We start from the raw sequence: 16,013 nt of genomic DNA on the forward strand, positions 1-16,013 counted from the left end.
GCGACTGACACCATGTACAAACCCGGTGGCACAATACGAGAGACTCTGGAATCAATCCAGCAGAACAAGTTCGTTCTGCCTGCGATTCAACGTGAATTTGTGTGGAAGCCCGAGCAGATTGCACGCCTGTTCGACAGCCTGATGCAAGGCTATCCGTTTGGCACTTTCTTATACTGGAAGGTTGATAAGTCCAACAGCAGTAAATACAAGTTCTACAGTTTTGTCTGTAACTACCATGAAAGAGACGCTCCACACTGTCCTCCGCTTTCTGTCTTTCACGACACCGAATTAACGGCAGTACTCGATGGGCAGCAACGGCTGACGGCGTTGAACATTGGGCTCTGCGGATCGATGGCATGGAAGCTTCCCGGCAAGTGGAAGAACAACCCCCATGCTTATCCCGTTCGTCATCTGTACCTCGATCTACTCGCCGAGCATGGCGACGGTGATGAAGGTGGTGAGAAATATCGCTTCGAGTTTCTCACCGAGGAACGTGCGAATGCCGAAAAGCCCGAGGAATGCTGGTTCAAAGTAAGCGAAATCTTGGGGATGCAGAGTGGGCCGTCGATGCTCGCTTGGCTCAACGAGCGTCTGCCGCAGGAAAAGACAAATCAGGCATTCGGCACGCTCGACCAACTTTATCAAGTTATTCACAACAAGAATCTTCTCTCCTACTACGAGGAAACAAGCCAAGACTTGGAGAAGGTTCTCAATATCTTTATTCGGATGAATAGCGGTGGCACAGTGCTTTCGTACTCGGACTTATTGTTGTCGATTGCAGTGGCCCAATGGAAAGACGATGCCCGAAAAGAAATTCACACACTTGTCGACGAGTTGAACGACACCGGTGATGGCTTCGGTTTCTCGAAAGACCTTGTGCTGAAAGCGGGATTGATGCTGGCCGACATCGGAAGTGTTGGCTTCAAAGTCGAGAATTTTAACCGTCACAATATGGAGATTCTTGAAGAGCGATGGCCCGATGTGAAGAAGTCGCTCAAGGTGGCCGTCCAACTGCTGGCGAGCTTTGGCTTCAATGACAAGACACTCCGTGCCGACAGTGCGTTGCTCCCCATCGCTTACTACGTCTGCCACCGTAAGCTCGACAGCAAGTACCTTACCAAAAGTAAATACAATGAAGATCGGCAGGCGATTCGCAAATGGCTAATCCGTAGCCTGCTCAAGGCTTCCGGCATTTGGGGCAGTGGCCTCGATACGCTGCTCACCGCCCTCCGTGAAACGATCTCGATTCATGGTGACGAGGAGTTCCCTGTCGGCAAGCTTCAAGAGGTCATGGGCAAACGGGGCAAGTCGCTTCAGTTCACCGACGAGGAAATCGACGAACTTGTCGAGATGCAGTATGGAGACAAACGATTGTTTGCGCTGCTGTCATTACTCTTCCCATTTGTGGACGTGACGAATCATCATTTCCACGTTGATCATGTCTTTCCTAAATCACGCTTCAATAAACCCAAATTAAAGAAGACGGAAGTTCCCAAAGAAGAATGGGACGAATTGAAAGAGATGTGCAACAGCCTCCCCAATCTTCAACTGTTGGAGGGCGGCGAGAACATCGAAAAGCAGGCCGAGATGCCTGCCAAATGGATGAACGCCACAATGAAGGACTCGCAGCGAACCAATTACTGCGACAATCACGTCTTGGGAGACGTGCCTGACTCAATGTTGGAATTCAGAAACTTCTACGACGCACGACAGACAGCGCTAAAGCAGAAGATCGTGGACTTGCTCGGGGTTGTCAAGGAAGAGGCGGAATAGAACATGGAAACGAAGCATCTCAAAAAGTACGCACCAGAAGCTCGGCGAGACTTTATAGAAGCTGTTACTAACAAGGCGGCGGTGTATGGTCTGCTGCCTGATGAAATTCTTCCGATGCAGGAAGATGGGGATGTGGTCATCATTGGGGATCGGCCATTCCCACGCTCGGTGGCGAAGCAGCGGAAGGAACTCGAAGAGCGAATTCGCAAAGAGGGCTTCCGGCAGTTCATTGAAGCCATCGCCTACACATGGTTCAACCGCTTTGTCGCCATTCGGTACATGGAGCTTCACGGCTACCTCGACCACGGCTACCGGGTGCTGAGCCATCCCGAAGGCAAATCGACGCCTGAGATTCTTGAGAATGCCGAGCGGATCGAGCTTTCCGGCCTGAAGCGGGATGAAGTCGTCGATTTGAAGCTCGATGGCGGAAAAGACGAGCAGCTTTACCAGATGTTGCTGCTGGCCCAGTGCAATGCTCTGCATAATGCGATGCCTTTCCTCTTTGAGTCGATCAAGGACGGTACTGAGCTTCTGCTGCCGGACAACCTGCTGCACACCGACTCGTTGGTGCGGACTCTGGTGAACGACATTCCCGAGGAGCAATGGGAGAATGTCGAGATCATCGGGTGGCTGTACCAGTTCTACATCTCGGAGAAGAAGGGCGAGGTGATCGGTAAGGTGGTCAAGAGCGAAGACATCCCCGCCGCCACTCAGTTGTTCACGCCGAACTGGATCGTCAAGTACCTCGTACAGAATAGCCTCGGTCGGCAGTGGGTTACCACCTACCCGGACTCGCCGCTCAAGCAGCAGATGGAGTTCTACATCGAACCAGCGGAGCAGACAGCGGAAGTCCAGCAGCAACTCGATGAGATCACGCCGGACAGCCTCAACCCGGAAGAACTCACGCTCCTCGATCCTGCCTGTGGATCAGGTCACATCCTTGTCGAAGCCTACGACCTGTTCAAAGCGATCTACACCGAGCGAGGTTTTCGTCCCCGAGACATTTCGAAGTTGATTCTGACCAAGAACCTCTATGGGTTAGAAATTGATGACCGGGCTGCACAGCTAGCAGCCTTTGCTTTGATGATGAAGGCTCGTGCCGATGACCGAGGCATCTTTGGACGAGAGGTTCAGCCAAACGTGCTGTCGATTCAGGAAAGCAAAGGGTTGAATGCGAAGGACATCACTGACGCACTGAATGAACCTATACTCATAGACGAACCACCGCCCTCTGGTAAGTTATTCGAAGAGGTCGCCGACGAGAAGTCACCGTTGTTCAGTCGCAAGAACGTTTCTGTCAAAGGCGACATCTCGCAGGCTGATGTCGCTCATCTGATTCAACTCTTTGAGCATGGAAAGACTTTCGGCTCTTTGATCCAGATTCCAGATACGCTGTCCGAGAAGTTGTCTGCGATCGCCAAGCGAATAGACGACGTGGCTGCTTATGGGGAGATGTTCGAGCAGGCGGCAGCGAAGGCGTTAAAACCATTGGTTCAGCAGTCCCATTCCATTGCAGCACGACATGATGCGGTTGTAATGAATCCGCCCTACATGGGAAGCTTCTTTGCATTGCTTAAGAACTTTGCTGACGAACATTTTCCAGATAGTCGATCCGACCTATATTCGATGTTTATTGAACGAGCGATTGGATTCACTCGGCGCAATGGCATTACAGCAATGATTACGATGCAAGGCTGGATGTTTTTGTCGTCATTCTCGGCATTGCGTTCAGACATCCTTAGCAACAAGACTTTGACCACAGTAGCACATCTTGGGCCGGGGGCGTTTGCGACGATCTCAGGAGAGGTAGTGCAAACCGTAGCTTTCTGTTGCCTAAATCATCACATGGGGCAATTTACCCCATCGTTTTTTCGGCTCGTTAATGGTGGTGAAGATGCGAAGCGAGATGCGCTGCTTCGCCGGGACAATTGTTTTCGTCTCACGGAGCAAGATGGTTTCTCGACGATTCCGGGTATTCCACTTGCATATTGGGTCACCCCATCACTTCTATCTGCTTTTTCCAATAACGACCGCATTGGTGACGTGCTCAATGTTAAGCAAGGTTTGGCTACCGCCGAGGATGATCGCTTTCTGCGATTCTGGCATGAAGTTCCGCTTACTCAAATTGCATTTCACTGTGACACTCGGGACGAAGCAAGTCGATCTGGCAAGAGATGGTTTCCCTTCTGCAAAGGTGGTGAGTTGCGGCGATGGTACGGCAACAACGAGTACATCGTCGATTGGAAAGATGACGGAAAGGCAATTCGTGACTTCCGGCATCCCCAAACCGGCAAACTTCGCTCTCGGCCGCAGAATATGGACTACTACTTTCAGGAAGGCATTACATGGTCGCTTATTGCGGGGAGAGGCTCTTCGTTCCGGTGGTTTCCAAAAGGCTTTATCATAGGGCATAAGGGGCCGGGGGTTTTTGGGAACTCCAAACAGCGTGAAGCGACTTTGGGCTTCCTTAACAGTAGTCTGGCTGATGTCTTTCTTGGCTTGCTAAGCCCGAATTTAGGGATTGAGATCGGCAATGTGAACAGGCTTCCGTTCATTGGTGATGCCGGGTTTCCCGCTGAAAAGGTGAGAACGTGTATCGAACTGGCGAGACACGATTGGGACTCAAGGGAGACCTCTTGGGATTACGACGAGCATCCTTTGCTCGGCTTGCCAGCTATCAGCCTAGAAGAATCGTATTATGTTTGGGAACGCCAGCAGCAAGAGCAGGTCCGAAGACTTTCGAAGTTGGAAAAGGATATTGACGACTTTTTCTATTCTCTTTTTGGCGTCGAGCGTGTTCCCGATTCAGACAAGTTGACGTCGGCAAATGCGGTCGAATTGCCACAGCGAGACGCAGAGTGTGAACGCCTAATTTCCCATGCCATCGGTTGTATGATGGGAAGGTTTAGCCTTGACCAGCCGGGCTTGATTTACGCTTGCAGCGGCAACGAGGGGTTTAACTCCACCAAGTACAACACGTTCCCCGCTGAGGATGACGGCATCGTTCCGCTCACCGACATTGCATGGTTTCCCGATGATGCGGCCAATCGGTTCGAACAATTCGTCAAAGCGGCTTGGCCCGAGGAACATCTCGAAGAAAACCTGACTTTCGTCGCCGAGAACCTTGGAATGAAGAAAAGCGAAACACCCCGAGAATGCATACGTCGCTACTTCGCAACAGGCTTCTACAAGCATCACTTGTCGATGTACAAAAAGCGGCCCATCTACTGGCTCTTCTCCAGTGGCAAGCAGCGGGCCTTCCAGTGCCTCGTCTACCTGCACCGCTACCACGCTGGCACGCTCTCACGAATGCGCACCGAGTACGTCGTGAAGCTCCAAGGCAAAATCAACTCTCGCATCGACCAACTCGAAGATGACATCCCCGCCGCCAACAGCACCAGCCACCGCAAAAAGCTGGAGAAGGAACGGGACACTCTCATCAAGCAGCGTGAAGAGCTTCAAGAGTTCGACGAGAAGCTCCGCCACTACGCCGACCAACGCATCGAACTCGACCTCGACGATGGCGTGAAAGTCAACTACGGCAAGTTCGGCGATCTGCTGGCGGAAGTGAAATCAATCACCGGCAAGACACCTGTCGTGGAGGTGACGACGTGACAATCGACATCTCCCGCCCATTCTTTAGCGAGCTAATTGAAAGCCACAGGGAGTGGTTATCGGGCTTCGACGAGCAATATGCCAGAAATTGGGAGAAGCTGCTCAAGGCGGACGCTGAAGCGGCGATGTGTGAAGCTGGGGTACGTCGAATGCTTGCCAGTTTCGACGTGGTGGTCAGTCCAAACGAAGACCTAAATGGCAATCAGCAGCGTGTCGATTTTTCCTGCCTATCGAACGGTGAGAAATTCTTCGTAGAAGTTGCTTGTATCCCTGTTGAGAAAGCGGAGAAGATCACAGGAATTGCTGACGACTTTCAAATGATTTTCATGCGGAATCCGACACCGTTGAATGGCGCAATACGTCGAAAGTGTATCGGCAAAGCACGACAGAGCGGAAATCATCCTGCTCCCGTGTTGCTTGCCATTGGCACATGGCACGGCAGCGCTGCGATGCTTTCGTTCATGCCACCGTATCCAGAGATGCTTCTTACTGGAATGACAACGATGACGGTGTTTATCGATAAGGAGACGTTGGAGTCTTCCGTAGAACCTCGGTACGAAAGTCAGTTGGATGCAGCAGCATTCATCCAACGCAGTGAAGAGGATCAGATCAAAGTGGTTCGCAACTCGATTTCAGGTCTGTTGCTATGTGGGTTGAGCTTTGAACCTGTCATGCGAGTTGGCATACTGCACCCCAACGCCTCAAAGCCGTTCTCTCCGTCATGGCTTCCCGACGTTCCATTTTGTGAAGTTCAGATCAACGACGTGGACGGCACACTGAACGTTCAATGGCCGAAAGAGGAGCAAGAATAGATGGACACTAATAAACTCAACGAAGCCCTGACCAAAATCTACGACGAAGATCATACTCGGATCATCTTTGTGAATAATTCGTCATCGAAGGCCCATCAGGCCGAAGTGAAGTTAAATGCAGTAGTGAAGCCAGACGTGGTGGTGACGACATGAGCGGACTCACGCTTCCATTGAATGATGCAATGCAGGCACTTGCAGACGAACATCGAGACTGGCTTGCGAACTCTGATAGAAGATATTTGGCAAATTGGGAGCGACTCTTCAAGTCCGACAACGAAGCTGCCATGGCAGAAGCCTCTGTGCGGCGACGACTACAAGGTTTCGGAGTCAGCGTCGAGCCAAACGAAGACCTCGACACGAGGCAGAAAGCCTCTGACTTCAAATGCGTGAGAAATGGCATCGACTTCTATGTGGAAGTGGCGTGCATTCGCATTGCGACCGCAGAGAAGACAACCGGCATCCCAAACGATAGGCCATATCTGGGGGGATTCCGTCCCATCACTCTTGCCGTGTTCAACAAGTGTATCCATAAGGTGCGACAATCGACGACTGCCGACGCACCGCTGCTCGTAGCGGTGGGAACTTGGCACGGGTTTGTAGCGATGCAATTTAACCAGCGTCCCATCGTCAACATGTTGTTGACTGGCGAGACCAAAATGACGTGGGACATCAACATCAAGACTGGTGAAACGAGCGACACTTACCTTACGACTGACTTTTACCCGGCAATCTTTCTAAAACCAGACGACGACATGAAACCTTCGCCAGCACGAGAGCCAATCTCGGGAGCGATGCTGTGCGCCTTTGGAATGCCGGGAATCGATCCCGTCGTCATCTTGAACGCTAACGCCAATCGCCAGTTTCATCCCGCCGCACTCCCTGACCTTGAATACGGCTCAGTGATCGTTGACCAAGCGGCCCAACAACTTCATGTATCTTGGAAGCAAGGAGCAATGACCTGAATGGACACTACAAAAGAACAGAAGCTTCGGTTGTACCTGAACCAACTGAAGAAGCTTCACGACAGCAAGATCGTGATAGAGCCGATTGAGAAGATCAAAGTTGATACACTGACTCTGTTTGGAAAAAGCGGCGGGACAATCTGTGACTTCCGAGGATACAACGAAACTGAGTATATAGCGTTCTTCACCACCCTCCGGCAGTTCATGATTCCAACAGAGAAAACTGTCAATTTTGATAAGGTGTGTAAGATCGTCAAGGACGAGTGCGATAGAACCGAACTGGTGGATATGGTCACACATGCAGAGAATGCATGGAACAAACTGATGAACTCACCTCCATCTATTGGTTTCAACATTGATGGAGTAGGAAACTCGTATTACGAATTACTCCGACTATGGCTGTACAGTGGAAGATTCCACACAGACGTGGACAAGGCGGAGAAGTGGGATTCGATGCCTGAGCCGATGAGAATGGACGCCGAGGCGACTCTTCAGGCCCGCATTCCGAATCTGGTGAACTGCCTAACAATCGTCGGCAGGGTTGTAATTTGGTGGCTTGATGAGCCAGAGGCTGAAGTGCCTCCACTGCCCTCGGCACAGGGAGCGTAGTTAAATATGGACACCAAACAACTCAGCGAAGCCCTGAGCAAAATCTACGACGAAGAACAGGCACGGATCGTCTTCTGGAACGATCCGCAGCAGGAGTTCGACCGGGTCGTTGAGAACCTCGACCTCGACAGTGTCAACCTCGTTCGGCTCGATCAGGTTGGGGGCATCGAGACTAAACTGCGGATCGAGCGTGATGAACCGGACTCCAAGTTTCTGCTCTACGCTCCCGAGGAAGAACCGGAATTCGAGGATGACATTCTGCTCGATATCCGCCTCTACAGCCGTAGCTTTCGAGCAGATCGTTCATCGATCATTCTCGATGAACTCAAACTGGCCCGGCAGCACCTGCGTAGCCACCTGACGCTTCGTCGCAAGTTCTTTGACAGCAAGGAACGACTCGGCAAGCTCAAGCAACTCGTCAACGCCGACGACAACGAGTTGGACTTGGATCGCAAGATGCTGGCTGTTGTCACCAAATCGGATCAACCGGAACTGTTTAACATCGTCCGCACGCTCTTTCAGTCCATGGCCGAGCAGGACGAATTGGACTTGGAGACACCTCCACCAGCATGGACACAAATTGAGAAGTTCGACCTCGACGGCTCATTCTGGAAGCTAGTTTCGACGGCCTTTGGCTACGACGATGAAACTCCGACGCTCCAGAAGTTGCTGATGCGATTGATGCTCTCCGACTTCGCCCATCAACTCGGCATTCACGTTCCCCCAGCAATACAAAAGTTGCAACTAAGCCGTAGTGGCACGCACAACGCCGTCGTCTGCCTCGCACAGTGGCGTGACAGCGCCAAACAAGCCAGCAGTTACAATGTCCTCTCCGACGTAATCGGCGGAAATACAAACATTGACGAGCAGCTACAAGGTCTAGAACCTGAGAAGCTCGTTGACGCCGTCGCCTTTCGCAACGTGGATCGTGTAATTCTGCTCGGACTTTTGGAACGCCTGTCATCCACGAAAGATCACGTCAACGCCGAGGCTTTTCGTGAGATCGTCGGTCGCCGTCAGGAAGAACACTGGATCGCCTCGCTCTCCGTACCAGAACAACAACGCAAGGCTCGCCACGCTGCCTATGAAGCAGTGGCCGTGGCTGCGGAGTTTTTTGATCTGAGGAACAAGCACTCTGACGGTTTCGACGGCAATACCGCTGAGGAGGTCTACAAGCTCTATACAGAGGAACTTTATAAGTTCGATCAGCTTTATCGGCACTTCTGCCACAACGCCGACGTGGCCGAGTCGCAGGCGTGGGACATTCTCAAATCACTCCGCAAGGAAGTTGAAGCGGCCTATAAGAACTGGTACTTGGTTCAACTTTCCCTGAAGTGGGCAAAGTTTGTCGGTGGTGGCTTGCTGGACAAGTGGGAAATTCCCGGCATTCCAAACCAGTACCGTTTCTACGAGAAGCACATCGGATCACGTCAGCGTGAGGCCGAAAATCGCAGATCGTTCGTCGTTATCAGCGATGCGTTCAGGTACGAAGCTGCAGCGGAATTGACAAAGGTTCTCAATGGCGAGTACCGCTTCCAAGCGGAACTTTCGACTCAGCTTTCGGTGTTGCCTTCGTACACGGCTCTGGGTATGGCCAGCATCTTGCCGCACAAAAAGCTACAATACACCGACAAGGGTGATGTCCTTGCCGATGGGGTCTCCACATCTGGCAGTGAAAACCGGGACACGATTCTCTCGAAGGTTAACGGTACAGTCATTCAAGCCGATGCTTTGTCGAGCATGAATAAGCCGGAAGGGCTTGAGTTTATCGAAGGGCAGAAAGTTGTCTATATCTACCACAATGAAATCGACACTCGAGGAGAGAATCCCGCTACCGAGGCTGACACCTTTAAAGCGACTCAGGAAACCATCCGTGAACTGGCTGCCATTATTCGCTACATCATCAATTCGTTAAGCGGAACGTATATTGTTGTGACCGCCGATCACGGATTTCTCTTCACCGAGTCGTCTCCCAGTGAGACGGACAAGAGTAAGCTGGCGGAAAAGCCAGCAGGCACCGTCAAAGCTAAGAAACGATACCTGATCGGTTACGATCTACCAGAATACGAAGACGCATGGCGAGGGAAGACCGAGATCACTGCCAAATGTGATGGTGGGATGGAGTTCTGGATTCCGAAAGGATCGAACCGCTTCCATTTCACCGGCGGTGCTCGCTTCATCCACGGTGGTGCTATGCCGCAGGAGATTGTCGTCCCGGTCATCACGGTACGACAGGCAAAGAGCAAGACGGCCCTTGAGAAAACAAAGACAAAGCAGGTGTCATTCTCGGTGCTGGGCAGCAACCACAAGATCACCACTCACACTCACCGCTTCAAGCTGATCCAGATGGAGCCCGTCAGCGAGCGTGCCAAGGCGATGACGGTGAAGATCGCAATATACAATGGGGACGAGCCGGTCTCCAGCATCGAGACTGTGACCTTCGCCAGCACCTCCTCGAACCTCGAAGACCGACAGCAGTCCGTAATGTTGACGCTAAAGGACCAGTCGTTTGATAAGCACAAGCAATACAAGTTGCTTGTGAAGGACTCCAGTACAGATTTCGAATTACAGAGTCACGATGTGACCATAGATCGAGCGATTGCCGATGACTTTGACTTCTGAAACCAATGAAAGCGATACGGGGATCGACGAATTGCTCAATGAGCATTTCGCAGGCAAGGTTGTCCGCAAAGACTTGACCAAACTGGTCAAGGAAGGGGCGAACGTCCCGGTGTACGTTCTCGAATATCTGCTCGGGAACTACTGCGCCTCAAACGATCCCGAGGTCATCAGTAACGGTCTCGACACCGTCAAGAAAGTGCTGGCCGACAACTACGTTCGGCCCGACGAAGCCGAGAAGGTGAAGTCCACCATTCGTGAGCGTGGCAGCCTGAAGATCATCGACAAGGTAACTGTCACGCTAAACGAGAAGCGAGATGTGTACGAAGCGCTGTTGTCGAACCTCGGCACGAAGGGCGTCGAAATTCCGACCGGCACGGTGAAGAAGTACGAGAAGCTGCTGGCCGGTGGCATCTGGTGCATTATCACCATGCAGTACTACTTCGAAGAGGGACAAAAGGGATCGCCCTTCGTCATCGAGGAACTTAAACCTATCCAAATGCCCAACATGGATATGGAGGAACTGTTCAAGGGGCGACGATACTTCACCGAGGAGCAATGGATCGATGTACTGCTTCGATCCTGTGGTTACGAACCGACACATTTTGACGCACGAGTGAAGATGCACCTGCTGTGTCGGATGGTGCCCCTTATTGAGAACAACTTCAACGTCTGCGAACTCGGCCCAAGGGGTACAGGCAAAAGCCATATCTATAAAGAGATCAGTCCTAATAGCATCTTGGTCTCTGGTGGGCAGACGACTGTAGCCAACCTGTTCTACAACTTGGCCCGGCGTCAAGTCGGTCTAGTCGGACTGTGGGATGTTGTCGCCTTCGACGAGGTGGCAGGCATTTCCTTCAAGGATAAAGACGGTGTCCAGATCATGAAGGACTACATGGCCAGTGGCTCATTTGCCCGTGGCCGTGACTCGATCAACGCTTACGCCTCGATGGTCTTCGTCGGTAATATCAACCAGCCTGTTGATACGCTCGTTAAGACCAGCCACCTGCTGGCACCATTCCCTGAGACAATGATTGACTCGGCCTTCTTTGATCGCTTTCATGGGTACATCCCCGGTTGGGAAATTCCCAAGATGCGGCCCGAGTTCTTCACGAACCAGTACGGCCTGATCGTGGACTACTTCGCCGAGTGGGTGCGTGAGATGCGAAAACGCAGCTTCGGTGATGCTATCAACAAGTACTTCAAGCTCGGGCGAGACCTAAACCAGCGTGACACCATCGCCGTGAAGCACACGGTTTCGGGTTTACTGAAGCTCATGTACCCCAACGAGGAGTACGACAAGGAAGCTGTCCGTCGTTGCCTTGAATATGCACTCGAAGTTCGTCGCCGAGTTAAGGAGCAGTTGAAGAAGATCGGCGGCATGGAGTTCTATGATGTTCACTTCAGCTACATCGATTTAGAAACATCCGAAGAGAAATTCATCAGCGTAGCCGAACAAGGCGGTGGATCGATTATTCCCGATGGCCCACTCAACCCCGGCGTGCTGCACACAGTCGGCACGGGGAACGGTGGTCATCTGGGACTGTACCGTATCGAAACACAGGTCACCGCAGGCAACGGATCGCTCAAGACTTCGGGCTTGGGATCGAACTCCAAAGCCAAGGAAGCGATCAAGGTTGGGTTCGACTACTTCAAGGCGAACGCCACCCACGTCAGCGCCTCGGCCAAAGCAGGCGATCACGACTACCACCTGCATGTGATCGAACTCCACAACACCGGGCCGAACAATGCCATGACGCTCACGACCTTCGTGGCGCTCTGTTCGGCGGTCTTGGGGAAACCGCTCCAATCGCAGTTAGTGATCCTCGGCAGCATGAGCCTCGGTGGAAGCATCATTCCGGTCGAGAACTTGGCTGAGTCGCTCCAAGTTGCTCACGATGCGGGAGCGAAACGCATCCTGCTCCCGATGGCGAGTGTGGGAGACATTCCAACGATTCCCGGCGAACTGTTCGCCAAGTTCCAAACCAGCTTCTACTCAGACCCACGAGACGCAGCGTTCAAAGCGCTGGGGGTGGAGTGAACAAGGCGGATGCCCTAACGAGGCGAATGATGACCGAAGAAGATAAATGCCCGACATTTTTGATTGAAGACACGCCTGCCGATGAAGATGCGTTTGGCCCTCATCAGCGAGTAGCGGATGCAATCGCTGAATTGATCGAGTCCTCAGAGAAAGGTGGCAAAGTCATTGGCCTCGAAGGTGGATGGGGAGCAGGAAAGTCAACCGTCGTTGGATTCCTCGTCAAACGTCTCTCGAAGAACACAAACTACACAGTAATATCATTCGATGCGTGGGCGCATGAGGGTGATCCCCTACGTCGTACTTACCTCGAAACTCTGATTCAGGAACTTCGGGCCACAAAATGGGTCGATGATGCGACGTGGAAGAAACGGCGTGAAGAGATCGCTCATCGTCGAAAGGAAACCATAACAAGAATTACTCCCAAACCGACAAACCTCGGTGTGGCATTGGCGATATCACTCCTACTCGTTCCACTCGGATCAGCATTTCTGGCAGCGGGACTTCGGGCCGGTGTAACTTTCGGCACCGACCTTTCTCCGAATTGGTATTTCATCATCGGATTGTCGTTGGGGTTGTCGCCCTTCTGGGTTTTGCTTGCAAACTTCTTCAGAGTCGCCTTCACCCGTGGAGACAAGAAATCTGACTCTGGGAAAACTCAGGATGTTTCGGAGAATGAGACAGATGAAGTGCCTTCCGAATGGGCCTTCTTGTTCAGCCGGGCGATCAACGAAACTCGAACCGAGACGGTGGAGTCGCCAAATCCCACGTCGATTGAGTTCGAGGACTACTTTACGAAGTTGATGCGTGAAGCTCTGAGTGCATCTGACGAACGTCGCTGCTTGCTTGTTCTGGACAATCTGGATCGTGTTGATCCTGAGAGCGCCCTTGCAATCTGGTCCACGTTGCAGACCTTTCTTCAAGATCGTAGCCACAGAAATGAAGCGTGGTTCAGACGACTTTGGGTAGTTGTTCCGTTTGATCCGGGCGGATTGCGAAAGCTCTGGGACAACCGCTCATCGAACAGCGACACCACGGCACTTGCTGGTGTAAACGAGAGTGCTGCTTCGGATTCCTTTCTGGACAAGAGCTTCCAAGTTCGGTTCCATGTTCCACCGCCCGTACTATCCGATTGGAAGGCTTATGTGTATCGCTTGGTCGAAGAGGCGTTTCCAAAGCACGGACAGGAAGACCGTCACTGGATTTACCGTGTGTTCGATCACTGCCGAACAAGGACGGGCGAACCACCTACTCCCCGTGAGTTGAAGTTGTACGTCAACCAGATCGGGGCCATCCACCGACAGTGGGAACACGCTTTCCCGATTGAACATGTCGCCTACTACGTTCTGCATCGCCGGGCCAGCAAGTCGATCATTGAGCGGCTTCGTGATTCTGAGTCGCCGTTTCCATCCGAACAAGACTCTGCCTTTCTCGGTGAAAGTCTCCGGCGTAATCTGGCAGGACTTGCATTCAACGTGGAGGCAAGCAAAGGAATTGAGCTTCTGCTGGCGGAACCGATCTACCAGTCTCTTGCAGACGGTGACTCCGAAAAGCTAAAAGAATTAGAGGAGGGCAACCCAGATGGATTCTGGGCAGTGCTTGAAGTCGTCGCCACTTCGAGGTTGGGTGATACCGATGCACAGACTATTGCCAAGGCAGCTTCATGCCTCAAACACTCTGGTATTCTCGACGGCAACCAACGACCTGAATCGAGCAGCATCCTGAACGGCTTGAAGAGTGCTGGCAAGAAGATCGAGCAATGGTCGCCCTTCGACTCTACCACGGCGAATGGATTGGCGGCGCTGTGTTATCTAGGCAAGTCACCCGAATTGTCAGCATCCGTTATGCAGGCCGTTGCCGCAACTCTCGAACAATACAGCGGTGATGCCAAATCGAGTTCAGAGCCGCAGTCCGTGATTGAGCCGCTGCTGACCGTCATGCGAGAAGTTTCTTTGCTCGGCCATGAAAGTGCGATCCCGCAGGCACTCACTCTACCGATCACGGCTGAGGCATGGCCTTCTGCCTGCGACTTTCTAGCCAAGGCGGATACGGAAGGCAAGTATTGGAAGTTTATTCGCCCCAAAGAGGCTTTTGCCGCTGTATCCAGCGTGATTGAACCAACGGTTAGCGCTCGTCAATTCAAGGAAAGAGAAATCACAACAATTCGTGTAACGTCGTTGTCTCCAATCAAGTCGTCGTGGAATGCTGTCGTCAATGCAATCAGACAACGACTCGACGCTGGTGCTAACGTAGACCCGAACGAAGCGTGCCTCCTCTTTCGGGGATTATTCGTTCTGAAAAGTCTGAACTCAGCAGAAGCGACGAGTTTGTTGAAGCAACTGGCTGACAACGGCCACACTTTGCATCACTTTCATCGGGCAAATGCGGAAGGCCATCACAACGGAAAGGCAACGTCCCTCTTTGCGTTCTTGCGGGAGCGACCTGGCGCAAAGAAGCCGGGAACAGCGGGGAATTCAGACGAGGGTCACAAGAATCTGCATGCGATCCTTTCAAGCAACGATGCAGATGTGGCAAGTCGCCTCCTGGCTCTCCTACGCCAGTTCGGAGAGATTAGTCTTCTCTTGCGGATCGCCTCTGTTCGCTCCAAATACGACTCGCTCATCTGTCTAGGACTACGAGATGTAGCGGAGGCGGACGAAGCCGAACACGTCTTTACGCCACCATTGATTTTGGAATCGTGGAAAGAATTGCGTTCGGCTCTGAACGATTCGTCGGACGAAGGTCGGTTTACAACGCTCGTTGGAAGACTGGCGCACAGTACATCACTTTGCCAATCGATACAGGATGCCGATGGCGGTTTCTCCACAAGCAATTTTGAGTTGTACTTGTCAGTCATCGAGGGCGCAAAAGAGGAACTTCCCGAGTTCGCCCAATGGTGCAAGAGTGGTTTAGAGCGTTTATTGTCAGACGATTGGACGGCACAGTTGGCTGGTTTTTTCTCTTGCTGCCGCCTTGCACTCCATCTCGTCAAACAAGGCAAATCGCCAGAATTGAAGACAGGGTTCTCAGATGCTTTGGCGACTCACGCTCAATCGCTATTGGCAGGGAAGGACGTACCGCCGAATGATCTGCGTGCGGCATGGAGGAAACTGCTCGACTGTTTGTGTGAAGAAGCAACTCGCAAAGAACTGCGGACCCGACTGATTGATGCTGCGGCAACGAAAGATGGAACACAAGCCGCATCCTTCTTCGAATTGTACGGCGATGAGATTTCCGACGCCGAAAGCTTGGTAGCCCATAACCAGATCGTACTCCGCTTATTCTCGCCTATTCTTCGTGAACGAAATGTTGTTGGATTGAATTGGTTGGATGAAATTCTCGACGCCCACCCAGACCTCCTCGACAAGGTTTCGGATAAGACGGCTGTCAAGGCGTTTGAGAACAGGCTGAGGGACTGCATGACTGAACCAGTTGAAGACGAGGCTCAGCCCATAATTAAGCGAATAGCAACGACACTCGGAATCGAATCCGCCACGGACGAAGCTGAAATCAACGTCAGTGATGGTAACGATGATGCAAGAATTGACAAAGCGGAGAAAGAGGGGCAATGACGGACGACTCCCG

The 16,013-nt window shown here is 52.2% G+C and carries 9 protein-coding genes; all 9 read left to right on the top strand.

All coding sequences use genetic code 11. From position 1 onward, the window contains the following. Positions 1–12: 12 nt before the first annotated feature. The 9 genes from HOV93_RS18980 (at position 13) to HOV93_RS19020 (ending at position 16,000) form a co-directional block, all read left to right on the top strand. Positions 13–1,773: a DUF262 domain-containing protein gene (locus HOV93_RS18980; protein ID WP_207398111.1), complete on the top strand. Its 1,761-nt coding sequence runs from the start codon at positions 13–15 to the stop codon at positions 1,771–1,773. A gap of 3 nt (positions 1,774–1,776) precedes the next feature. Further along, positions 1,777–5,388: a BREX-1 system adenine-specific DNA-methyltransferase PglX gene (gene pglX, locus HOV93_RS18985; protein WP_207398112.1), complete on the top strand. Its 3,612-nt coding sequence runs from the start codon at positions 1,777–1,779 to the stop codon at positions 5,386–5,388. Further along, entirely contained in the window at positions 5,385–6,200 is an 816-nt protein-coding gene (locus HOV93_RS18990) for a hypothetical protein (protein WP_207398113.1), read from the top strand. Before pglX ends, HOV93_RS18990 begins: the two co-directional genes overlap by 4 nt. Then, complete coding sequence (locus tag HOV93_RS18995) at positions 6,201–6,353, top strand: hypothetical protein (RefSeq protein ID WP_207398114.1); 153 nt, start codon at positions 6,201–6,203, stop codon at positions 6,351–6,353. Between the two features lie 131 nt (positions 6,354–6,484). Continuing rightward, positions 6,485–7,162, top strand: coding sequence for a hypothetical protein (locus tag HOV93_RS19000; RefSeq protein ID WP_207398115.1), 678 nt, complete (start codon positions 6,485–6,487; stop codon positions 7,160–7,162). Then, complete coding sequence (locus HOV93_RS19005) at positions 7,163–7,771, top strand: hypothetical protein (protein ID WP_207398116.1); 609 nt, start codon at positions 7,163–7,165, stop codon at positions 7,769–7,771. It abuts the gene before it with no gap. A 6-nt stretch (positions 7,772–7,777) separates the two neighbouring features. After that, positions 7,778–10,393 carry a BREX-1 system phosphatase PglZ type A gene (pglZ, locus tag HOV93_RS19010; protein ID WP_207398117.1) on the top strand — a complete coding sequence of 872 codons (2,616 nt, stop codon included), beginning with the start codon at positions 7,778–7,780 and terminating at the stop codon, positions 10,391–10,393. Further along, positions 10,377–12,431, top strand: a complete 2,055-nt coding sequence (brxL, locus tag HOV93_RS19015) for a protease Lon-related BREX system protein BrxL (protein ID WP_207398118.1) — start codon at positions 10,377–10,379, stop codon at positions 12,429–12,431. Before pglZ ends, brxL begins: the two co-directional genes overlap by 17 nt. Before the next feature lie 29 nt (positions 12,432–12,460). Continuing rightward, positions 12,461–16,000 (top strand): P-loop NTPase fold protein, encoded by a 3,540-nt coding sequence (locus tag HOV93_RS19020; protein WP_235990681.1) that lies wholly within the window; start codon positions 12,461–12,463, stop codon positions 15,998–16,000. Positions 16,001–16,013 lie beyond the last annotated feature (13 nt).

The sequence above is a fragment of the Bremerella alba genome, assembly GCF_013618625.1.
In the GTDB taxonomy this organism is placed as follows: domain Bacteria; phylum Planctomycetota; class Planctomycetia; order Pirellulales; family Pirellulaceae; genus Bremerella; species Bremerella alba.